The 22,232-nt window shown below is 46.4% G+C and carries 19 protein-coding genes; 8 read left to right on the plus strand and 11 right to left on the minus strand.

Features of this window, described 5'->3' with window-relative positions:
• Positions 1-35 precede the first annotated feature (35 nt).
• The 6 genes from AT705_RS05860 to ilvY all read right to left on the minus strand — a co-directional run bounded on the left by AT705_RS05860 (position 36) and on the right by ilvY (position 8,651).
• On the minus strand, positions 36-1,013 hold the full coding sequence (locus tag AT705_RS05860; RefSeq protein ID WP_058795871.1) for a sterol desaturase family protein: 978 nt from the start codon (positions 1,011-1,013) through the stop codon (positions 36-38).
• Positions 1,014-1,121: 108 nt separating this feature from the next.
• On the minus strand, positions 1,122-3,350 hold the full coding sequence (locus AT705_RS05865) for a TonB-dependent receptor family protein (RefSeq protein WP_237113816.1): 2,229 nt from the start codon (positions 3,348-3,350) through the stop codon (positions 1,122-1,124).
• 10 nt (positions 3,351-3,360) lie between these two features.
• Positions 3,361-4,767 carry an imelysin family protein gene (locus AT705_RS05870; protein WP_058795873.1) on the minus strand — a complete coding sequence of 469 codons (1,407 nt, stop codon included), beginning with the start codon at positions 4,765-4,767 and terminating at the stop codon, positions 3,361-3,363.
• Between the two features lie 85 nt (positions 4,768-4,852).
• On the minus strand, positions 4,853-6,667 hold the full coding sequence (locus AT705_RS05875; protein WP_058795874.1) for a DUF4856 domain-containing protein: 1,815 nt from the start codon (positions 6,665-6,667) through the stop codon (positions 4,853-4,855).
• A gap of 332 nt (positions 6,668-6,999) precedes the next feature.
• On the minus strand, positions 7,000-7,698 hold the full coding sequence (locus tag AT705_RS05880; RefSeq protein ID WP_058795875.1) for a response regulator transcription factor: 699 nt from the start codon (positions 7,696-7,698) through the stop codon (positions 7,000-7,002).
• 62 nt (positions 7,699-7,760) lie between these two features.
• On the minus strand, positions 7,761-8,651 hold the full coding sequence (gene ilvY / locus AT705_RS05885; protein WP_058795876.1) for an HTH-type transcriptional activator IlvY: 891 nt from the start codon (positions 8,649-8,651) through the stop codon (positions 7,761-7,763).
• Between the two features lie 128 nt (positions 8,652-8,779).
• Here ilvY and ilvC point away from each other — a divergent pair, with 128 nt between their 5' ends.
• The 4 genes from ilvC to AT705_RS05905 all read left to right on the plus strand — a co-directional run bounded on the left by ilvC (position 8,780) and on the right by AT705_RS05905 (position 14,654).
• The gene (gene ilvC, locus AT705_RS05890; RefSeq protein WP_058795877.1) at positions 8,780-10,252 is read left to right on the plus strand and encodes a ketol-acid reductoisomerase; all 1,473 of its coding nucleotides are present in this window, start codon (positions 8,780-8,782) and stop codon (positions 10,250-10,252) included.
• A 213-nt stretch (positions 10,253-10,465) separates the two neighbouring features.
• The gene (locus AT705_RS05895) at positions 10,466-12,373 is read left to right on the plus strand and encodes a methyl-accepting chemotaxis protein (RefSeq protein ID WP_058795878.1); all 1,908 of its coding nucleotides are present in this window, start codon (positions 10,466-10,468) and stop codon (positions 12,371-12,373) included.
• 204 nt (positions 12,374-12,577) lie between these two features.
• Entirely contained in the window at positions 12,578-13,783 is a 1,206-nt protein-coding gene (locus AT705_RS05900) for a tetratricopeptide repeat protein (protein ID WP_058795879.1), read from the plus strand.
• Positions 13,764-14,654, plus strand: coding sequence for a M20/M25/M40 family metallo-hydrolase (locus tag AT705_RS05905; RefSeq protein ID WP_058795880.1), 891 nt, complete (start codon positions 13,764-13,766; stop codon positions 14,652-14,654). Before AT705_RS05900 ends, AT705_RS05905 begins: the two co-directional genes overlap by 20 nt.
• Here AT705_RS05905 and AT705_RS05910 read toward each other — a convergent pair.
• Positions 14,594-14,902: a GIY-YIG nuclease family protein gene (locus AT705_RS05910; RefSeq protein WP_049864269.1), complete on the minus strand. Its 309-nt coding sequence runs from the start codon at positions 14,900-14,902 to the stop codon at positions 14,594-14,596. The two genes, AT705_RS05905 and AT705_RS05910, sit on opposite strands and share 61 nt — an antisense overlap.
• 130 nt (positions 14,903-15,032) lie before the next feature.
• Here AT705_RS05910 and AT705_RS05915 point away from each other — a divergent pair, with 130 nt between their 5' ends.
• Positions 15,033-15,392, plus strand: a complete 360-nt coding sequence (locus AT705_RS05915; RefSeq protein ID WP_010382285.1) for an outer membrane protein assembly factor BamE — start codon at positions 15,033-15,035, stop codon at positions 15,390-15,392.
• A gap of 53 nt (positions 15,393-15,445) precedes the next feature.
• On the opposite strand, the gene AT705_RS05920 is transcribed toward AT705_RS05915, so the two are convergent.
• Positions 15,446-16,807 carry an ankyrin repeat domain-containing protein gene (locus AT705_RS05920; protein WP_058795881.1) on the minus strand — a complete coding sequence of 454 codons (1,362 nt, stop codon included), beginning with the start codon at positions 16,805-16,807 and terminating at the stop codon, positions 15,446-15,448.
• Positions 16,808-17,191: 384 nt separating this feature from the next.
• On the opposite strand from AT705_RS05920, the gene AT705_RS24830 reads away from it, so the two are divergent.
• A complete protein-coding gene (locus AT705_RS24830; RefSeq protein ID WP_010382290.1) occupies positions 17,192-17,368 on the plus strand; it encodes a DUF2897 family protein in 177 nt (58 codons plus the stop codon).
• A 31-nt stretch (positions 17,369-17,399) separates the two neighbouring features.
• Here the strand turns inward: AT705_RS24830 and AT705_RS05925 are convergent, their stop codons facing one another.
• Positions 17,400-18,770 carry a YjiH family protein gene (locus AT705_RS05925; protein ID WP_058797911.1) on the minus strand — a complete coding sequence of 457 codons (1,371 nt, stop codon included), beginning with the start codon at positions 18,768-18,770 and terminating at the stop codon, positions 17,400-17,402.
• A 98-nt stretch (positions 18,771-18,868) separates the two neighbouring features.
• On the minus strand, positions 18,869-19,936 hold the full coding sequence (gene bamC / locus AT705_RS05930) for an outer membrane protein assembly factor BamC (RefSeq protein ID WP_058795882.1): 1,068 nt from the start codon (positions 19,934-19,936) through the stop codon (positions 18,869-18,871).
• A gap of 334 nt (positions 19,937-20,270) precedes the next feature.
• Here bamC and AT705_RS05935 point away from each other — a divergent pair, with 334 nt between their 5' ends.
• Complete coding sequence (locus AT705_RS05935; protein WP_010382295.1) at positions 20,271-20,804, plus strand: glycine cleavage system protein R; 534 nt, start codon at positions 20,271-20,273, stop codon at positions 20,802-20,804.
• Between the two features lie 10 nt (positions 20,805-20,814).
• Entirely contained in the window at positions 20,815-21,285 is a 471-nt protein-coding gene (gene bcp, locus AT705_RS05940; RefSeq protein WP_058795883.1) for a thioredoxin-dependent thiol peroxidase, read from the plus strand.
• A gap of 212 nt (positions 21,286-21,497) precedes the next feature.
• On the opposite strand, the gene pdxJ is transcribed toward bcp, so the two are convergent.
• The gene (gene pdxJ, locus AT705_RS05945) at positions 21,498-22,229 is read right to left on the minus strand and encodes a pyridoxine 5'-phosphate synthase (protein WP_058795884.1); all 732 of its coding nucleotides are present in this window, start codon (positions 22,227-22,229) and stop codon (positions 21,498-21,500) included.
• Positions 22,230-22,232 lie beyond the last annotated feature (3 nt).

Consider the following 22,232-nt stretch of genomic DNA (forward strand, 5'->3'; position numbering starts at 1 on the left):
CTCTCCCTTATAGGCTGGCAATGCCCGTCGCCAGCCTATTTCTCTTCTCTCACATCGCCACGCGCTTTTTTAGACAACACGCTAAGCCACGCTTCTCGCAGCGGTTTCAGATATATGGCGCTCAAGCTATCATGGCCAGCATCATAACGACCTACGCCGATTTCAATATTGCTCACTGCTGATGCGCGGATCAAGCTCCTGCCCATTCTGTCCCATATGGCCAGCGCCGAGCCCAGGTTCGTATCAAAATGAGCCGGATCTGCACTATGATGGATCTGATGTTGTGCCGGACTAATAAACCAGTTTTCTATCTTGTCTCCCCAACTGAACCAGATGTGTGAATGCCTCAGATTTGAGCCAAAAATGTTGAATAGAAAGACAAAAGCATTCGCACCTAAGATATCAAACATACTCAGCGCCGTACCGAAGACAAAGTAGCCCAGCCCAACCACAACCCCCTGCGTCAAAGCCATTCGACATGCATACAAATAACTTTCAACCGGATGGGAGCGATAAATGGTGAATGGGGTCAGCACTTTTGCAGAATGATGCACCTTATGAAATTCCCAAAGAAACGGGATTTTATGTAACGCCAGATGTAACAGATAGCGAGTAAAATCATCGACCAAAAACAACATCAGTGTAAACAGAAAAATCACCACGGAATCATCCCAGGCCAAATGCAGAGGTGTCCCAAATAGCCATTCGAGACCATCAGAGACAGCAATCGCAACCGGCACCATAGTTAATACGATAGGTGCAAAAGTCAGGGCTTTGATCAATTTGTTGACGACAAATAAGCCATAATCCAGCTTCGCACTGTCAGACAACCACACATCACGCGGGAACAGAAACCCCAGGAAACCTTTAAGCGAACGAGGGCCTTGCAGTTTGTTGTAAACCAGGCCAGCCATCACCACTGCACTCAGCAGGTACAGCCAATAAATGCGTTTATTTGCATCCAGTAAATAACCGGGCAAAGATAACAAGCTTTGCCAGAGCGTTTCGATCATAAAGTGGACTGACTCCTGTAAAAAAGGCCACTAATGAGTGGCCCTGTTAGTATACATAATTATGTCATATACACCGCAGATTGTGCATCTGACATTGTTTCATTCAGATTAGAATGAGTACTTATAACCCAATGTAAACTGGCGAGGTTTGCCTGGTCGAGCCCCATAAGGACGACGACTAACAATCTTGGTCTCATCCAGCAGGTTATCAACTTTAGCGTAGACCTGACCATATTTGCCCAGCTCATAAACAGCTGACAGATCAACGGTTGTGATCGCTGACACCTCTTTGCCTTCAAGTACCAGGTCATAGCTACCATTTGGCGCATTCGGATCTGTACTGCTATCCCAGCTTCGTCCAGCCGCTTCAGACATAGAGCCAACATACTTGACAGCAAGCGATACACGCCAGTCCGGGGCAGATACACCAATGTTAAAGCTAGCCTGGTGCTCGGGCAAGTATGGCAGCTCGTCACCACTTTTCACATGACCCCATTGCGCAAAATTAGTGTATCGATCGTTTTTGAATTCACCTTTGGTATAGGTGTACACAAACCCGTAAGGAATATCAATTTGCAGGTTCAAAGGGTAACGCTGACTAAACTGGGCTTCCAGACCATATACATGTGCCTCACCACCGTTGAACTCTTTGCCGACTTCCAACGCACCACAGTTAGACTGACCACAGCTTTCTTTCAAATTACTGTAATCATTGAAAAAGCTTACTACCTCAAGCTGCGTTATCCCATCATTAAAACGGCCGCCGAATTCATAGTTAGTGCTCTTCTCAATTTCGATATCAACCGATTGTTGCGGCGATGCTGGAGAGAAACCCTGATGAACGCCAAACAAAATACCGGAGTCTTCCGACAACTGATAGAAGCCACTCATACCCGGTAACCAGATCCGTGTGGTTTTGTCCTGCCAGTCATCCGCATTAACAGTATCCTGATACGCCATATCCATCAGCTCACCACGTATACCCAGGCCAAGAGTCAGGGCATCTATGGTGACCTTGTCCTCAAGATAGACAGACCAGGCCTTGGTATTTTCGGTGTTCTGAGAGGTATAAACCTTATCCAGGCCCAGATTAAACGCACTGCCATCTTTCATCCCGTAGGTTTCTTTAAAGTGCTTACGCTCAATCTCGTCTTCATGAAAGCGCACACCAAATGACAGGGTATTGTCATAGCCTGCCAATTTAAACTTAGCTGTGCCATCTACCTGCATACCTTGTGAGAAATATTCTCTGTCATTCGTCCCCATACTAAGGAAGTTTGGTCGCCCACTAAATGGGATCGAATCTTCTACCCCACTTAATACATGGTACAAACGTTGATACTCTTCATCTTGCGGATTTGCCAGTATCTCAGGCAATGTTGCTTCTGTATTGGTCACTCCATCCAGCTTAAGCCAGGCACGTTCATAGTCATTACGATAAACACGCGACGTTAAACTCACATCCTGATACTTCAGATGGTGGGAGAACATCACCTGACTGTGCTTAGTATCCATGTTGTCTGGCTGAGATGCTGCATAACGACGATAAGGCGTAGCATCAAAATCCGCATCTGTCAGGCCAAGATACGTTTCATTAGAAAGCTCATCAGCATAACTGAGCTTAAGTCCGAACGTGTGCTCAAACTCCCCTTGTTGCAGCTTATAATTGAACTTTGCCAGCAGGTCATTTTTCTCGAATCCGGTATCTGTACCACCATCCAGGTCTTTAAACCCATCCGCTTGCAGATTCACCCCTTCGAGTAAAAACCCAACATTGTTCACTACAGACCCAAAATACGCATGCGCTTTGGTATATCCGTCACTGCCCATGGCAAGATCAATGGCACCCTCCGAAAACTCAGGTACAGCACGAGTCACCAGGTTCAGTGCACCAGCGACAGACTGTGGCCCATGTTTGATAGCAGCAGGGCCTTTAAAGACCTCAACGGCTGTCATCCTAGTTGTCACAGGGAAATAATATGCAGCTGGTGCTGAATAAGGTGCCGGGCCAATCAACACACCATCTTCCATAATGGTGATTTTCTTACTTCGTTCTGGTGTTACACCACGAAAGCCGATGTTAGGGCGCAAGCCATAGCCATCTTCCTCACGGATATTCACTCCCGGTACTGACGCTAGAATACGATGGATATCATCATACTCAAACTCCGCTAATTGCTCCTCACTTAACAGTGTTGCAGAGCCCGCTTCTGTGCGAAGTTTATCGTAATGACTCAGGATCTGAATATGCTCCATGTCGTCACTTTTTACGTCATCATTTGCCAGTGCCTGAGGCGCAGCCAGCGCAACGGCAATGGCTAACATAGATCTCTTCATCATAGGTCCTTTAGTCATTGTCACCTGCCGATGTTTTTGGAAGTTCAAGTGCCAGCTTTTGGATAAAATCATTCTTTAGTTGATCCGTAACATCCTTCACTTTGTCATGCGTATTCTGCACTCCAGCGACATTCTCTTCCAGAGATTGCTGTAAACTGTCATCAAGTGCGCCAGTTGCCGCCTTAGCGCTTGCGATACCAGCCAACATAACCTCTTTGGTCTGGCTGGCATTTTGCTCATCCAGGAAATCATCAAAGCCTGTTGTGTCTTCACTGTCTGTGCCCTGACCCAAGAAAATCTGCTCAAAAGCAGCTATGTTGGCCTGAATATTCTCTATAGAATGCTTGGCAAAACGAGACTCAACAGCTTCAGGACACAGATCAATGCCACACTGGTTAGCAAACATGCCTAATGGCGTGGCAAGCTTATAATCTTTCAACTCTTCAGTCATATAAAACAAGGCATCTGAGATATGATTAACAGCCTGAGTAACAGACGTAAACTCACTGCCTGATTCACCCGCCTTTTTCAACTTAGCAGCATAACCCTGGTCTCCCGCCCACTCGAACATCAAACGTTCAGACGTCGTCTTAAGATCACCAGAAACTTCCACTGCATATTGACAACGCATCGTACGTCGCTGCTGTTCACTTAACGTATTCCATTGAGCCAAAACTTGTCCACTGGCCGCAGTCGAGCAGCTATGATTGAGATCATTGTTGAACAGTAAATATTCGAGCGCATCCAAGCCGCGACGCTTGTCACTGCGCTTGCTAATGTCGTAAGGAACACCGTTAATGTCACCTTGCGCAAAATAAGCTACATCCTGATCAACATTACAATAGTTGGTATCCGGCCAGGAATAGATGTCTTTACGTAGTGCTTTATCATCTTCCAAAAGCGGACCGACGATCATTAACTCGGCATGCTGCCAGCTCACCATCGTTTCTTTCCAGCTATTCTGCGCAGCCAGCTTTGCTTCATCTCTTGCTGTTTTTGCCGCATCATCATTCAATGTCGGATCAAACACAGTTTCCAGATCGCAATATGCCCGTATTACATCAGGCTGAGCACTTGCTTTACTAGCAAACTGTTGAAAGGTAGGAGTAAATACATTATCAGTCAGGTTAGCAATCAGTTTTTTTTGACTGAAACTTGTCTGATTATTGTCATCACCAGAATTAGGGTTATCACCCGTCGAATCCTGATTATCACCTGATGAATCCTGGTTGTCGTTTGACGAATCCTGGTTGTCGTTTGACGAATCCTGATTGTCATTGCTCGAGTCTTGGTTATCGCCCGGGTTAGCTGCTTGTTTATAACCTGGACCCGCAGAGCTCGATGTGCTTTCACCACACCCGCTTAATGCCAACCCAATGGCTACAGCCAATAAAAGAGGTCTGGATTGTATTTTCATTGTCTGCCTCAAATGAATAGTCTAGATACACAAAAGGCTAGCAAAACCTGCTAACCTTTTGACAGTTCAAAGAATGATTTATAACTTACCAGTTAGCAACATTCTCTGCATCAAAGCCGTATACTTCCTGAAGGATGTCACGTGCTTTTTGCAATTCTTCCTTATAAGTCGGAATAGCATCAGCTGTTATAGCAGGCTGTGTGCCCATGAAGTCATGCATTTCCTCGAATTTACCGATATTGCTTTCAGTGTAGAAAGGTGAATGTCGATTAAACTGGAAATTCAGTGCAAAGCCTTTCATTTCAGACCAGTGCTTAGCTAACGTCGCAAAATCTGAAGGCTCGTATTGTTCACCGTCATAATCATCTGCATGTGTTCCTGCCAGCTCTGACGCTAGACGGTCCAGGTCTTTTTGAGTGTCGTTGATATAGTGAACAACAGTAGCAGCAATCGCTTTCTCCCACGCAAGTAACGCATCTTTCGCGTGACCTTGCAGCGTTTCCATTTGCGTTTCGCTCAATGCACCTTCAGTTGAATTAATCAACTTACGACCATTGTAAAATGCTTCAAACGCTTCTTTCGTCAGGTCCGTTGGTTTTGCGTTATCTACAGTACCGCGGTCACGCTTAGCTGCGTTAGTCGAGTTACCGAAGTTATACTCTGAGTTAAAGTCAATTTTACCGTCAGCATTGGCATCGTTGTACCCAGCACTAAAGCCATCACGTCCGCCCTTACCGGCAATCTCGTCATCCGAGTAGTTCATGTAATTACGCGCCGCGCCGAAGTAGCCAAAACCTTCGTCCCATTGGTGCTCAAGATTGGTGTAAGTCTTGCCCTCAACAGCTTCTGTATTGTCAGTCAGCAAGCCTTTCCCTTCTGTATTATAGTCCAGATAATCATCTGCTGACTGAGAGAAAGCCAATGCGCCATACAAGAACTTTTGGATCATCTGATTCAGATCGACACCGGTTTCAGTGACGTAAATAGTCTCGATTTCTCGACCAGTTGAATCTGATGGAGCTTCAGACTGAGCACGTTCCGCCAACTGAGCAAACAACTGTCTTACAACTAACTCAGGAATGGGTGTCTCACCATCTGCGGCAATCGCTGTCCAGCCTGCAAAGCTGCCATCTTCTTTCCAGTCTTTGTGCTGACCTTTGGCATCATTGCCTGCCACTTTGCCGTTCAGATCTTTATGAGATGACGAAATATCTGTCAATTTAGTCTGTGCAGCCGGATCTGTCACAACGGTAAGATCACGCTCTCCCCAGATACTTTCATAATCTTCTTTAGAAACGGCATAAAATTTATCCAACTCTGTCAAAATGGCATCTTTGCCTTGTTTTGAATCAGTGACAAACTGCTCACTTTTGATGTAATTGAATAATTCTTTGATTAACACGTGACGCGCAATCTGGCCTGAGTAAGCAACACTGGATTCACCTTCTGCAAAGCGGCTGATGAAGTCATAGTCCATTTCGTCCAGTACTTTAAATTTAACCTGAAAATCTTCAGTATTATCACCGTCATTAACGGTAACAGTCACAGTAACTTCCTGCTCTAGTTCATAGTTCAGGTGTTCACCGGCTTTTAATCTTAAAACGCCTTCAACAACTTCAAAACGCGCATCAGACACATCAAAAGTGTGGCTGTCATTATCGCTGTCAGTTACAACCAGTGTACCAATCTCTACCGCAACCATGTTTTCAGTCACCGTGACTTCTGTTGCGTCTGCATCCTTACCTGTCAGAGTAACAGCGGTTGGCGCTGCATTTGTCGATTGTTCAGGTGTCTGACCATTATTGATATTGTTGTCATTTGAGCTTGAACCACCGCATGCGGTCAAACCTAAAGTGGCAACTAAAATAGAAGTAGCAAGCAGAGATTTTTTGAAAATCATTGAGCATTCCTTAATAAAGCAATGTTAAAAATTAATCTTAGTCGCGTTAAGTATACACTGCTTTAAATAGCAATCAATTCTATTTACGTTGCTAAATACACGATTTAGATCAAGGAATGCGCAATTTCACTCTGCATGTAAAACAAGCTGGGGCCGTTTATGCAAATGCAATACAGGCCTATACAATTGATTTATATAGACTATAAATCTAAAATGTCACTAAAACAGAAGAGAGAAAAGAAGGGATGTACAAACGAGAGCGAATGGATAGTTCGAATAATTGGAACTATCCAATGTGGGAATTTCACCAAATTATGAGCTAAGCGTTAAGATCACCAGGCATCTTTTACAAACAAATAACCTTTGCGCCAAACCGTTTTGATTTTTTCTGCGCCGACAGCATTATCCCCCAGCTTTCTGCGCAAACAGGATACACGCACATCTACGGTTCGACTATTCGCCTGGTAATGCTGTCCAACCACTTTTTTATATATGTCTTCGCGACTAACAACATCAGGAGCGCGAGAAGCCAGCAGCCAGAGCAGCTCAAACTCATGACTGGTCAAGCTAACCGGTTGCTTTTTCAGTGAAACACTGCGCTCATGCAAATTCAGGTAAAGCTGACCAAAATGAAGCTCATTTGGCGTTTCAGAATGAATGACCGATGTGGCCGGATGTCTACGTACCAAAGCATCTAGCCGGGCACGCCATAACCGAGGTTTCGCGATACAAGGGATAACGTCATCCGCCCCCAGTTCCAGCATCAGGCTCTGCAAGTCTTCGTTGTCCTCATCAAGCGATACCATCAGGGGCGCATTGAAGTGGGATTTGAGTGTGTTGATAGTATCGTACTGCGCACTGGTCGCCAGGGCCTGACCAATCACAATGCTGTCTATCTGTTGAGCCGGACACCCTTTTCGGGTTGCCTCATGAATATTCATAAACCGCATGACATAGCCGTGCTGCTGCAATGCCTCAAAAGGTGCGATGCTGTGTCCTTTTTCATCTTGTGCAATTAATACCGTTGACACGAAAAAGCCTCGTTCAAACTAACTATGCTGGCTAGTCTAGTGACCCTAGCTGAACAACCGCTTTACGCAGCAAACAATCGCGCTGCAACCCGAAATAAGGCACTCACAACAGGGTCCTGCAGGCGTTTCTTTTTACATACCAGGCCAATTTCAATCTCTTCACTTTGCAATCCCAACGTTTGCACCTGGTTTCTGAACGGGCTCTGCTCCAATACGACTTCTGGTACATAAGCTATGCCAAAACCCAGGCTGGTCAAGGCAACCATGGCTTCATGACCGGAGACATGTGCATAGATCTTTGGCTGCAGTGCTTTTTTCTTGAAAAACACATCAAGGCGCTCCTTCAATACGCCATGCTCGGGCACAATGAAAGGTAATTGCTGCCAGGGCAAATCACCACGGTGCTGCTCCAGCAGCTCACTCAAGGGGCATTTCATCGTTGGCGCTATAAACAACAGCCGCGAGCGACCAATACTGAGGTACTCCAATCCCTGAGGCAGGTTACGAGGCCGAACGGCAACGGCAACGTCAACCACCTCTCCCTGTACCTGGGAGATAGAGTTTGCCGGATCACCAGTCAACAAATTGAGTTCGACCTGAGGGAAATCCTGTCGGTAACGCGCAAATAAATCGTAAATAAAACTGTAAGAAGCTGTCACAGAGCAAAACAGACTCAGTTCACCACTAAGCGGCTTGTCTTCATCCAGACATTCACTTTTAAACTGCCGCCAACTTGCCAGCGTCGCCTGTGCATATTGAATAAAAGCCTGCCCTTGTGATGTCAAAGCGACACTGCGATTGTCCCGGATAAATAGCGGCGCACCAACTTCTTCCTCCAGCTGTTTTATCTGCCGGCTCAGCGTCGGGGGGCTTATGTAGCAGCGCTCGCTGGCGCGGGAAAAATGTAACGTATCCGCCAGCGCCAGAAAGTACTTTAATTGTTTATGGTCCATCTTGTTATCACTTAGTGTGTTTCACAATGTGAAATACAATAGTTTAAATATATCATTTTACGCAACTTAAACTTATTACTAGTCTAGAACTTAACTCATAATGTTAGAACATTCAGACAGGACAAATCATGGCGAACTATTTCAATTCACTGCCACTACGTGAGCAACTAGCCCAACTGGCACAGTGCCATTTCATGGACCCCAAAGAATTTGAGGACGGCGTTAACGTCCTGCTTGGTAAAAAGCTGGTTATCATTGGGTGTGGCGCTCAGGGCCTGAACCAGGGTCTGAACTTACGCGATTCAGGGTTAGATGTCAGCTATGCGCTGCGACAGTCTGCCATTGATGAAAAGCGTCAGTCTTTTAAAAATGCCAGCGAAAATGGCTTTGAAGTGGGTAACTACGAAACCTTAATCCCACAAGCTGATCTGGTTCTTAACCTGACCCCCGACAAACAACACTCTGCGGTTGTTGAAGCGGTGATGCCACTGATGAAACACGGGGCTACCCTCGCCTACTCCCATGGCTTTAATATCGTTGAAGAAGGGATGCAGGTGCGTGAGGACCTTACCGTTATCATGGTGGCACCTAAGTGTCCTGGCACCGAGGTTCGGGAAGAATACAAACGTGGCTTTGGCGTACCGACCTTAATTGCAGTGCACCCGGAAAATGACCCACAAGGTCATGGTCTGGCTCAGGCTAAGGCCTATGCAGCCGGTACAGGTGGACACAAAGCCGGTGTGCTTCACTCATCCTTCATCGCCGAAGTGAAGTCTGATTTGATGGGCGAACAGACCATATTATGCGGTATGCTGCAAACCGGGTCTTTGTTATGTTTTGATAAAATGGTCGAGCAAGGTATTGAAGCAGGTTATGCCTCAAAACTTATCCAGTACGGTTGGGAAGTGATCACAGAAGCACTTAAACACGGTGGTATCACCAATATGATGGACCGCCTGTCTAACCCAGCCAAAATCAAGGCGTTTGATTTAAGTGAAGAGCTTAAAACACTCATGCGACCTCTTTACAACAAACATATGGACGACATCATCAGTGGTGAGTTTTCTCAAGGCATGATGGCTGACTGGCATGAAGACGATGCCAAGTTACTTAGCTGGCGCGCTGAAACCGCTGAAACTGCGTTCGAAAAACAACCGAACTGTGAACAAGAAATTACCGAACAAGCCTTTTTTGACAACGGTATTTTGATGGTCGCTATGGTTAAGGCGGGTGTGGAGCTGGCGTTTGAAACGATGACCGCTGCGGGCATCATAGAAGAATCTGCCTATTACGAGTCCTTGCATGAGACGCCGTTAATCGCCAATACAATTGCCCGTAAAAAGCTGTTCGAAATGAACCGGACAATCTCAGACACAGCGGAATACGGCTGTTATTTATACAACCACGCCTGTTTACCATTGCTTAAACCGTTTATGGAGAAAATCGGTACAGATGTCATTGGTAAAGGTTTACCTGAAGATAGCAATGAAGTGGATAACCAGACGCTGATCCAGGTCAATTCGGCAATCCGTAATCATCCAGTTGAAGTGGTTGGTAATACCTTGCGAGGCTACATGTCCGCCATGAAGAAGATAGTCTAACCACTTGAAAAATAAGAGTACAACAGCCTTTTAAGTGTTTTGTACTTTGCCATTTTAGTTCGCTTGTTAGAAACCAAGGCCCGCCTGCTATGCAGCGGGCTTTTTTACCTTATAAAATATGACAGTATTATGACAGTAACTTTATACCTATAGGTGTTAATTATTGTCCATGCTAAAATTATAAGCCACGGGATCTAGAAGTAGTAACTTTAAATGCATAACACTGGTTTAACAATTACACAACGTATTACTCTGCTGGGCAGTCTAATCGCGGTTGTTGTCGCTTGTCTGATCGGCTTTATTTCAACCTATCAGGCTAAGTCTATGATCGAGACGCGCATGCTGGGCTCTGAATTACCCAGCAAGGTTGAGAGCATCAACAAGTCGATTAGCCAACAAATTGACCAGCTCAAGAGTGCGGCAAAACAACTTTCAAGCAACCAATTTTTACTCGATGCGGTCAACAAAGGTAATTTAGATGAGCAAGTTTTGCTTACTGAATTGGCGCGAGTGCAAAATCAATACGCGCTGGTTACCGCCTCCTGGGCAAACAGAGAAACACAGCAGTACTGGAATCAGAACGGCTTTTTGCGTGTCCTGAACCAGCAACAAGACGGTTGGTTTTTCCATTTCACGCAAAGTGCTGAGGAGTACTCCATCAGCATTTACCAGGAAGCACCTGGTGATGTGAAAATGTTCGTTAACCATCAGCAAACCAATGGTATTGGTCTGGCTGGCCTTGCCAAAAGTATCGATGCCATGCAAACCATGCTGGCTAATATGACCATTGAGCAAAGTGGGTTTGTCTTTGTCGTAGAAAAATCACAGGGCGTTGTGCAGCTTCACCCTGATGCGAGTAAAGTAGCCAAAACCAAGTTAGCCGACTTGTATGGTGCACAAGCTGCAGGCCAATTGCGCAATAGTCGCGACTTTGTTGTACTTGACCTGGAAGCCAATGGCACGCCGTCTTTGGTTGCTGCCAGCCCAATAGCAGGTACCGATCTACTTGTAATTGCACAAGTGCCTAAATCAGAAGTATTTGCACAAGTCTCTTCTTTACAGTGGCAAATTGTGATCTGGTCACTGGTCGTCGTGGTTGTGGTCTGTATTGCGAGTATGCTGATGGCACGCAACCTCAGTGCACCGTTACTAAAAATGGCTGACGTGTTCCGTCAGCTTGGTAGCGGTGATGCCAAGCTGAATTACCGGGTGCCTAACGCGGAGCAGCCTGAACTACAGGCTCTTGGTCAGGGGTTTAACCAGTTCATTGAAAAAATTGAAGCCGCGATCTGTAACGTTGCAAAAGAAAGCAGCGATATACGCATTGCCAGTGAGCATGTTTTTACCCAGGCAAAGAAAAACTCATCGTCATTGGATGAGCAAAAATCTCAAACACTCTCTGTTGCAGCGGCGATAAACCAGATGGCCGCAACGGTGCAGGAAATAGCAGGCAGTGCCAACAATACTGCCAAGCTCACCGATGAGAGCCGTGAGCACACCAAACACAGCCACAGCTGTGTGCAACAAAGTCAGTCTACCTTGCATCAGTTAGCGCTGGATATACAACAAATGGCAGATCAGGTCGCAACGTTGGCGAGTAAAACGCAATCCATCGCCAGTATTTTAGATGTTATCAGAGGGATTTCGGAGCAAACCAACCTGCTCGCACTCAACGCAGCGATAGAGTCTGCCAGAGCTGGTGAACACGGTCGTGGGTTTGCTGTTGTTGCAGACGAAGTCAGGGCACTGGCAAGCAGAACTTCTCAGTCAACAGACGAAATTCAGGCGACAATCCAGGAGCTGACCGCAGCATCGGACTCTATTGTGACACAAATCGCACAATCCTCTGATCAGGCGCAGCAAAGCGTCAACAACATGCAAACGTCTGTAGAGTTGATGAACACCATTAGTGAAACAGCCGATCAGATCAACGATATGACCACTTTAATCGCGACAGCCACCGAGCAACAGAGTAACGTGGTCGCAGATGTAGGACGCAGCATTGAGCAGATCAGTGTGATCAGCGACGCTGTAATGAGTGAGCAACTCGACACTGAGCAGGCAATCCAGCAGCTGGCTAATTCGGCCAAAGCACTCGATAAACTGGTTGCCAGCTTCTAGCATTAGCTATCAAGCGGTCACCGGTATGTGGCCGCTTACTTTTGCCAAAAAATCCTGCTTTTTCGTTTCTTTCGAAACCTTTCCCAAAAGCGCATTTCTCCGATAAAACGTGCATTTACTGCAACGGATTGTAACAATTTTTGCTTCCTTAAACGGCCAAAATAGCTACACTGAAAGTAAGCTGTAGAATTTAGGAACGTCTTTATGTTGTCGTATACTCGGTTTGCCCGTCGCTATCTCTGCCCTTTGTTGGCCGCCTCAACTTTGTTACTCAGTGGATGTGAAACAACTAAGGTCGAGCCAGAAATCAACATGCTACTGCTCGATAATGCCCCCTTCCGACAATATGAAGTAGAAACACAAAGCAGTATCTTTGCATTAGACACCAATATTCGGGCCACGTTAGACCGATACCTGGATCGCAACAATGGCTCTAATATCAAAGTGGCAGAGCAGTTACTGCAGTTTTTAGTCGAAAATGGCGATTCAAGCCTCGCATATATGCGCGGTGCCAACCTCAGTGCCTCAGATGCCTTTTACAATCTCAACGCCAACTGCCTGTCACTGTCGATCCTGGCTTATAGCTTGTCTGATTACCTGGGGTTTAAGGGCCAGTTTCAGCGCGTGCATATTCCTGAGTACTGGGCACAAACCAAAGGCTACAGCCTGTTGACCGGGCACGTCAATTTGGTGGTGACCCAGACCAATTCCGGCGCCCGAAAAAACAGCGATAATCGCGAGGTGTTATATACGCGCCCGGCGCGTGTTGTGATTGACTTTGACCCCAACAGCCGACAACAAAAATTCACTACATCTAAAATCAGTAAAGAGCGCATCACCGCTATGTTCTATAGCAACAGAGGCGCTATGCACATGATCAATAAAGAGATGGATCAGGCATACAGCTACTTCCGTGCTGCCATAGACATAGATCCACTCTACTCCGCAGCCTGGGGGAATTTGGCCGTGCTCTATCGCATTAATGACCACAACGCACAAGCCGAGTCTCTGTATCAACAAGCACTGCTCATCAATGACGAAAACAAAACTGCGCTGGGTAATTTAGCACTGCTATACGAACTGACTGACAGACCACACAAAGCGCAAGAGATCAGAACACAGCTACATGCCCTGCGTAAAGATAACCCCTATTATCTAATCGCACTCGGTGATGAAGCCTTTGCCGCTGAAAACTACGATCAGGCACTAAAGCATTATCGCGCCGCAAACAAATTGTCGGCGTCTATCCACGAGGGCTATTTTGGCCTGGCAAAAGTCTACTATGTACAGGGTGAGCTTGAGCTGAGCAGAACATTTCTAAATCGGGCTTTGAACCACGCCAGTTTCAACCATGACAAGAAACGGTATCAGAACAAGCTGGAGTGGCTCAGTGCAACAGCTAAAAATTAGTGCCCTATGGCTTTGTTGTATTACCGCTACAGCGCATGCAAATACGCAGCTGGAAACAGACCTAAAGGTACTGACCAGCCCGGAACACGCGGGTCGGGATTCGGGCAGCATCGCCATCAGTGAAAGTGCCCGCTATATTCACACACGCTTCGCGGAGGCGGGGTTAGATACCTATTATCAGTCTTTTCGCTTTCGTCAGGGGCTCGGTAAACTAGGACACGGTCACAATGTGGTTGCCACCCTGCCCTGCAACGCGCTTGTGTGTCACAAAGCATTAGTGATCAGTGCCCATTACGATCATTTAGGCAGCAGGGGCTCTCGTTATTATCCCGGCGCCAATGACAATGCCTCTGGCGTGGTGGTAATGCTGGACATTGCGCAGCGCCTGGCCTCACAGCTTAGGCACCGGGAAATCACATTTGTAGCCACCGATGCCGAAGAAAAAGGCCTCTACGGAGCACATTTTTTCGCAGCCACGCTGACTCCCAGCCAGGTTGCCCTGAATATCAATCTGGATATGCTCGCTGTGAGCGGAAAAAATCGTTTGTATGTCCTTGCCTCAAAACAGGCAAGTGAGTTTATCGATGCCATTGGGCCTGCATTTGACAGCCAGATCCGTGCTTTGGTCTATACATCTGCGACCAGTATGGCACGTCGTTTAGATACCCCCCGGGTAGACTGGCTCCGAGCCAGCGACCACTATGCCTTTCATAAAGTCGGAATACCTTTCGCGTATTTTGGTGTGGGCATTGACCCCAATCACCACACCCCAAAAGACCAGTTTGATAAAGTAAATTTACCTAAACTCAATCAGGTGTCGGAACATATCAGTGCTTTTATATCAGCGTTATCGGTGTCAGCCGCGCCCTGAACGAGCGCAACCTTGCGTGACTTAGACAGCCGCTTAAACCGCCACTCAAGCCGGGCGGCAGTGCGCTTGTCTTCAACCGCCAGACTGTAGACAAGCTTAAGCGGACCTTTGCCACGCAAATTCTTAGCACCTTTGCCTGCATCATGCTCGGCAAAACGCCGAGAGACATCGTTGGTGATCCCGGTATACCAGTGGCCAAACCGATTTTCAATTATGTACAGATACCAGGGCTGCTGGGGTTTACTCATGGCTTTGACAACTCAATAAAGTTAATGGAACTATTTTAACGGTGAACAGTCGAAACTTACCAATAATTCTACTTTACCTTCTTTATCCATTCTGTATCATTCATACAACCAAAAATAAGGATACACATACATGCAGTTAAAAAAGCGCCTTTTTGTTTGGCTTAGTATTATTCTTGCGACGACATTGCTGTCTGCCTGTTCCAGCTGGGTATACCGGATAAACGTGCCTCAGGGTAACTTCCTGGAGCAATCCGATGTCGATAAGCTCAGAATTGCTATGACAAAAGAGCAAGTTTTATATGTATTGGGCACGCCAGTGGCTAAAGACGCGTTTAACAGCGAAATCTGGCATTACTCTTATGTCTTCAACCTGGGTCGAGACTCAGAGCAACGCAAAGAGCTGGTGGTTTATTTCAACGGTGATGCATTGAATGATATTTCAGGGGATTTTGATAAACCGGCGGATTTCAATACGCCGCTTACAGAGTGATTTGATTCACTCGCCACTCTCTCCCCATTAAAAGCAGAGCTTGTGCTCTGCTTTTAGCTGCCCATCACCGCAATCAACACCACAACACTAAATAAAAATTGCAGTGACATACTCAGCCAGGCCAACACATTCACACCGATCAGACTCCAGGGTGATGCATCCTGAGGGTAAAGTGGGCTGCGCTTTTGCCAACGAGCTAGCGCGAAAAACAGCAGTGTCAGACTCGATATCATGATGGTCGCTGACAGCTTGTCACCGTGTGACTCATTAAAAAAGAAATTCAACTGCACCGGCATCAGAATTGCCACCAACGCATACAAGCTGTAAACCCGTGCTACTTTCTCGTATTTAGCTGCAAAAGATAGCTCTATGATGTCCCGAGCTTCGAGAAACTTCTTTGCGGCGACCGCTTGCGCCTGATTTGCCAGACGATATGGTGTCATACCCGTGACATCTGCCAGTCTCGGGTCGACCCCCATAGACTCAACCAATTCAAGCATGGCGGTTGAATTAGAGAGCACCGCATAGTGCATCAGATTGCGACCTAGATCATCCAGGGATTGAGGACAATACTGCTCTTTGAGCGCCTCGGCAGCGCTCACGAAGCCCTGCTCTACGAGCCACATCATGGCCGATTTACCGGACTGATCTTTGCTTTGTCCGCTGGCCCCTTTTTCTATGAGTTTGAGGGCTATAGATTGCTTTGCCTGTTTAGACACCACATGAGCCAGCAGTGCCTGATCCAGCAAGCGTTCGACTTCGTCACCATCACACAGATGTTGCAACAGTTCAACATAGGCTTCATCGTTTTGCAGGCACTCAACAGCTAACTGTAAGGTCGCTACGGTGTCTTGCAACACCGAGTTAAGCATATCACTGAGCTGCTGTCGCATTGCTTCATCAGCAATACGCCATAGCTCGCAGGCTTCTTGTGCTGTTAGCGTTAAACCATGGTGCAGAAGTAGCAACAAAGCACGGGTGTAAGTTTTATTTAGCAGCAGTGTCGCAGGCGATACTTCAGTATGATAAGCAAGCTGCGCCTTAATGTCCGCATACTGAGCAAACACGCCCAGCAATTTGGCAATCAACTCATCCTGGCTAACGCCTGCATCGGCAATATGTGCCAATAAGTCATCACAATAAGTCTGGTGCGCTTCGTCGTAGTCATCAATATGCTGATAATGACAAGACTCGAATGGCTCTAATGGTTTAAGCCACAAGATATACATCAACGGAGGTAAAACCGATGAGCGTACGCCTTGTTGGTCTGTCAGTGTTTCACACTCAGGCCAGGCCTCGAGTGCATCCAGAATAAACGCCCCATTATTTTCAACCAGGCCTTTGAGTAGCAAAGGAAACTGAGCCGGCCAAATTAAAACATGCTCCATTAAAGAATTAACCACCTTATTAGTCATATCACACGCTTATTGCCATCAATATTGTCGCAGTGCTGTTAGCGGAATGATACCAATTGCATCTTAAAAAAGCTGCTGCTGATCTCAAGAATTTCGCCAACTTCCCTAATATAAGGACATCCAAACATTCAATATGTACCTTATATGATTACATGCTGCCCTATGCACTCCTGTACTAAATGCCGTACGAACTTTCTAGCGCATCGAAATAGCTCACTACCACATTGTTATAATGGAAAATACCTGATTATTTGATGCACCGACGCGATGAGTAGTGGCGGTGTTTTGTAAGTAACTTAGGTCTGTGCTTGAGGTATTGTGCGCTTAAGATATACAATGGAGGTGAACATCCAATGAAGGCCCTGTGATAGGGAGCAAGTCAAGATGGAAAATACCTTACCAACCTGGCACGTGATACTGATCATTGTCATGGTCCTTGGGTTCATCATCAGTAATATTATGTTATTGAAATATATGACCCGCTTTGATGTGAAAGGCAAGCTCGATAAGCAAACCAAACCAGAGCCAGAGACCAAGCCCGAGGAAAAGGAAGATAAGTAGGGCCGCTCTGCGCCAGCCCTACTTCCATTGCTTAACCTACCAGCCAGTGCGCCATCAGCGCAATCACCGGTAATGTCACCAACGTACGCAAAATAAAGATGCAGAATAGCTCAAACAGATTAACCGGGATCTTACTGCCCAGCAGCAACGCGCCGACTTCAGACATATAGATCAACTGAGTAACACTCAGTGCCGCAACAATAAAGCGTGTCACGTCACTTTCTATGTTTGATGCAGCCAAAATAGACGGAATGAACATGTCGGCAAAGCCAACGACTATGGTTTCAGCAGCTTTGGCAGCTTCTGGTACCTGAAGCAACTCAAGGTAAGGGATAAACGGTTTACCCAGGATCTGAAAAACAGGTGTGTGCTCAGCGATGATCAATGCGAACGTACCAACCGCCATCACCACAGGCAAAACAGCAAACACCATATCCAGTGCATTATGCACGCCTTCTTTTAGCGTCCCTTTTACCCCAGGGGCTTTTTCTGCTTTTGTCAGTGCCACGTCCAGCGCATGACCAAACAAAGTTTTACCCTCAGGTACCAGCTCTGCACCCGGGTTTGCATCACTGCCATCAACATAACAGTCTTTTTTCCATCGCAATGGTGGTAAGCGGGGAACAATAATCGCGGCGGTAATACCAGCGGCACATACAGTCAGATAAAAGGGGGCAAATAAATGCTCCAGTTTAACCTGACCAATGACCACCAGGCAGAAGGTAATAGACACTGCAGAGAAAGTCGTGCCAATGATGGCAGCCTCTCTTTGCGTATAGTGCTTGTCTTCATACTGACGAGAGGTCATCAAAATACCCACGCTGCCGTCACCAAGCCAGGAGGCCACACAATTCACCGCACTGCGTCCGGGTACCCCAAACAAAGGCCGCATCACTTTCGTCAGTAAAGTACCAACCAGTTCCAGTAAACCAAAGTTCAGTAACAAAGGCAGCAAAAGACCCGCTAACACAAACACAGAGAACAACACAGGCAAAAGCTCATGCAGAACCAGTGTACCGGTACCTGACGAGTAAATGGCTTCAGGGCCCACTTTGAAATAGGTCATTAGAATGAACAGCATACCCGCCAGTCGGGTTACTAACCAAATTGGACTGACAGCAAATAAGTGCCGGAACAAGTGATTCTTTAGCAATTGCCTGGGTTTGACGAGAGCAACAAAAGCACTCATTACCCCGGTGATGCATACTATGGTCACTATCATGGCCTGTGCAAAGGGGGCTATCCAGCCTTGCAGAGTCTTCGCCATCACAGCAATAGGAATGGTCATGGCTTCGCCTATTGCAACAGGTGTCATAAATAAAAACACCCCAATCAGGGAAGGCACGATAAACGCAAATAGCGTGCGCCAGTTTGGCGACGCTGAACCCGTAGATTCTGACATCATATGATTACCCACTAAAAAGAAAAAGAGCATAAGGCTCTTTTTCGTATTACTTCAACTCATTGTTTTTATTTTAATATTTTGATTTATATAAAATATTATAGTTGCAGACCTCGACTGCGTAACACCTCTAACAGAGATTGTAACAACAGCTCCATAGTCGGTGCATCCAGCACTTGCTCCTCGCTATCCAACCAGGTCAACGCCGTTTGACCATCATCCGTTGTAGATACTTTCACGACATAATCGCCGTCCGCCAGTGGTAAGACCATCGCTTCCTCGCCCCAGATAGAATCCCAGACGCTCTGCTCAGGTGCTTCATAACGCACTTTCACCAGATCATTGTCTCTGTCGAGGCGAATAACCGTAAAGTTAACACGCTCTAGGAAGTTCGACAGGCGATCCATCACCGCACTTTTGTCGACCAGCGTCAGCATGGCTGCATTGCCATCCTGATCAAACCCGCCTTCCAGAGATAACAAACCCTGTTGTTTGCGTAGTTCAACTGCCAATAGTCGATAGCGGTAGTCAAATTCTGCTATCACTTCATTTAGTGCACGCACTTCTAACTGCTGTTTAAGCATATCAGTGAGTGGCTGCTCTTCACTTTGATAATCAAGCAGCTTAGCACTCAAAGAAGCGGTGCGCTGGTGTTCTTTTTGTTCAACCGTAAAAGCGAAACGCTGACGCGATACTTCAACAATGTCTTCCCACAACCAACCTTCGTCTTTTTTAATCAATGCATACCAGTCAGTCTCGACTGTGCCTGTCTGGCGGGCATCCTTCGCAATCTGGGTATTGTGGTTCGCTAAAACGCCATCCAGCGACTGCCAGATAAAACCTGCCAAATCGTCAATGCCATCGTTTTTATCAAAATACACTCTGGCGACTTTATCTTTGCTCTCTGCCCAGCTGCCCTGCGCCAGCGTCAGCACTTGCTGAGGGGGTCGATACAGCTTATTTTCGCCATCCGCGTCGTTGTCATAAACAGCAACGGCCATCTTATACTGCGGATCCTGATATGGCTGTTCCAGCCCTTCAGGGACGCTAATGGCTTCACTAACGCGGTAGTTTTTGCTGTCATGTGCATCATTTGGAAATACACTACATCCCGTTAAACCAAGTAAAACACCTAAAGTCAGTGCTTTTGGAACCCAATACTGCACGAATAAAACTCCTTAGCAAACCCTGTTATATTTATTTACGGTAAACGAATATCGTCTTTATATGAGTGGGGATTGCCGATTTGGTTCACTGCCGGAACAATTTTTTATATCCGTCCGGCGAGCCTAAACAACTTGCAAAATTTGCCCTATGTTACTTGCCTCGCCCTGTAAACACAAGATGTGAGCCAGCCCGACCCATTATCTGGCACAGCTAAACCGTAAAGCCTGTCGCTGCCGGTATCCCAAGTAACCAAATTATGTTAGTATTTACGGCTATACATCTAAAAACTGCCGTTAGGCATTACCATATTCTCAGCGTATAGGGTGCTCTTAAATGACCACATTTACCAACCAACAACTGGTTTTGACCGCAATCGGCGAAGATCGCTCGGGGATTGTCAGTGAACTGACTATGCTGGTCAGTGAATGTAATTGCAACATCATCGATAGCCGTATCGCGATACTGGGTAACGAATTTACGTTCATTATGCTGTTATCGGGCGACATGGCGGCAATCAGCCGGGTTGAGCATACCCTGCCGACAAAAGGGATGGAGCTTGGCTTACTGACCATGATGAAGCGCACCGCCAGCCATCAGCAAAACGAGTTCAGTGCCGGTTACACCCTGGAATATAAAGGGCTCGACGCCCCCGGCACGCTAAGCAAGGTGACGCGCTTTTTTGCAGAGCAAAACATCAGTATTTGCTCTTTGAAGTCTGATACATACGAAGAAAGTGACGCATTGCATATGCGCTGTGAAATCGAAGTCAACATTCCCATTGAGGTCGATGCCGACGCATTTAAAATACAGTTCGAGCATCTCTCAAACTCACTAGATCTGGATTATATTTTTCGACGCATTCGTTAAGGAGCATCCTATGAATACGCTACAAGCAGGCGCTCAGGCCCCACAATTTACGTTACAAAATCAAGATGGTGACAGTATCGTACTCAGCACACTTCTGGAGTCAAACCAGGTGCTGGTGTACTTCTATCCAAAGGCACTGACACCAGGCTGCACCGTTCAGGCTGAACAACTCAGAGATCACAAAGCTCAGCTAGCGCAGTATAATACGATTGCAGTTGGGATCAGCCCAGATCCGGTTAAGAAATTAAAAAATTTCGAAACCAAAAAAGAGCTGAATTTTGACTTATTGTCAGACGAAGATCATGCCATCGCTGATGCATTCGGCGTTTGGGGACTGAAAAAGTTCATGGGCAAAGAATACGACGGTATCCATCGCATCAGCTTCCTGATCGGGCAAGATGGCACCGTTAAACACGTGTTCAACAAATTTAAGACCAAAGAGCATCACCAGGTCGTCATTGACTATCTGGCAGCACAGTAAAGAAAAAGGGGCTGAATTCAGCCCCTTTTTAGATCCTTTCGCATCATATTATACCAATTTGCTTAATTCAGTGCTCCATTTTGAGGCGAGAAAATAGGGTCGATAACAAGGCAAAAATTTTGCTATTTAGTTATTCTAAATAAGAAATTTTTAACGCCGTTAGCGTCCTATTTGCTCCTTCATATTGAATAAGGTATTAAGTGAAATTGGTATTAGCTGCGTGCATCCAGCATCAAGCGCTTCATATCTCTGACGGCTTTTTCTAATCCATCAATGGCTGCTCTGGCAATAATCGCATGACCAATGTTGAGCTCATAGATTTCCGGCATTTCGGCAATGGGCTTCACATTGTGATAGTGCAGACCATGACCCGCGTTAACAACAATGCCCAGGCCATGCGCATATTTTACGCCGGTGCGGATCCGTTCCAGCTCAGCCTGCATTTCAGCGTCTGACTCAGCGTCAGCATAAGCGCCAGTGTGAATTTCAATATAAGGCGCCCCCGTCTCTTTGGCTGCATCAATTTGCTGAGGATCAGCATCAATAAACAAAGACACCTTGATACCCGCATCAGCAAGGCGCTCAACGGCCTGAGCCACTTTTTCTTTATTGGCTATCACATCTAGACCACCCTCAGTGGTCAACTCTTCACGCTTTTCCGGCACCAGACAAACATAAGCAGGCTTGACCTCACAGGCGATATCCAGCATTTCATCTGTCACTGCAATTTCCAGATTCATACGTGTCTGAATGGTCTTCGCCATCACGTACACATCTCTATCCTGAATATGACGACGATCCTCACGTAAATGGATGGTGATCCCATCTGCACCGGCATGTTCAGCCACTGCCGCAGCGTGAGCCGGATCTGGATAGCTCGTGCCTCTCGCCTGGCGCAATGTGGCAATATGGTCGACGTTTACACCCAATAATATCTCTTTCATTGT

It is taken from the genome of Pseudoalteromonas rubra (genome assembly GCF_001482385.1).
Classification (GTDB): domain Bacteria; phylum Pseudomonadota; class Gammaproteobacteria; order Enterobacterales; family Alteromonadaceae; genus Pseudoalteromonas; species Pseudoalteromonas ardens.

Bases quoted from the DNA above. Each gene is read 5' to 3' on its own strand.
- pdxJ (WP_058795884.1), bottom strand. From the start codon at position 22,229: ATGAAAGAGATATTATTGGGTGTAAACGTCGACCATATTGCCACATTG.
- AT705_RS05915 (WP_010382285.1), top strand. From the start codon at position 15,033: ATGCAGTTAAAAAAGCGCCTTTTTGTTTGGCTTAGTATTATTCTTGCG.
- AT705_RS05920 (WP_058795881.1), bottom strand. From the start codon at position 16,807: ATGACTAATAAGGTGGTTAATTCTTTAATGGAGCATGTTTTAATTTGG.
- AT705_RS24830 (WP_010382290.1), top strand. From the start codon at position 17,192: ATGGAAAATACCTTACCAACCTGGCACGTGATACTGATCATTGTCATG.
- AT705_RS05865 (WP_237113816.1), bottom strand. From the start codon at position 3,350: ATGAAGAGATCTATGTTAGCCATTGCCGTTGCGCTGGCTGCGCCTCAG.
- bcp (WP_058795883.1), top strand. From the start codon at position 20,815: ATGAATACGCTACAAGCAGGCGCTCAGGCCCCACAATTTACGTTACAA.
- ilvC (WP_058795877.1), top strand. From the start codon at position 8,780: ATGGCGAACTATTTCAATTCACTGCCACTACGTGAGCAACTAGCCCAA.
- AT705_RS05910 (WP_049864269.1), bottom strand. From the start codon at position 14,902: ATGAGTAAACCCCAGCAGCCCTGGTATCTGTACATAATTGAAAATCGG.
- AT705_RS05925 (WP_058797911.1), bottom strand. From the start codon at position 18,770: ATGTCAGAATCTACGGGTTCAGCGTCGCCAAACTGGCGCACGCTATTT.
- AT705_RS05870 (WP_058795873.1), bottom strand. From the start codon at position 4,767: ATGAAAATACAATCCAGACCTCTTTTATTGGCTGTAGCCATTGGGTTG.
- AT705_RS05935 (WP_010382295.1), top strand. From the start codon at position 20,271: ATGACCACATTTACCAACCAACAACTGGTTTTGACCGCAATCGGCGAA.
- AT705_RS05875 (WP_058795874.1), bottom strand. From the start codon at position 6,667: ATGATTTTCAAAAAATCTCTGCTTGCTACTTCTATTTTAGTTGCCACT.
- ilvY (WP_058795876.1), bottom strand. From the start codon at position 8,651: ATGGACCATAAACAATTAAAGTACTTTCTGGCGCTGGCGGATACGTTA.
- AT705_RS05900 (WP_058795879.1), top strand. From the start codon at position 12,578: ATGTTGTCGTATACTCGGTTTGCCCGTCGCTATCTCTGCCCTTTGTTG.
- AT705_RS05895 (WP_058795878.1), top strand. From the start codon at position 10,466: ATGCATAACACTGGTTTAACAATTACACAACGTATTACTCTGCTGGGC.
- AT705_RS05860 (WP_058795871.1), bottom strand. From the start codon at position 1,013: ATGATCGAAACGCTCTGGCAAAGCTTGTTATCTTTGCCCGGTTATTTA.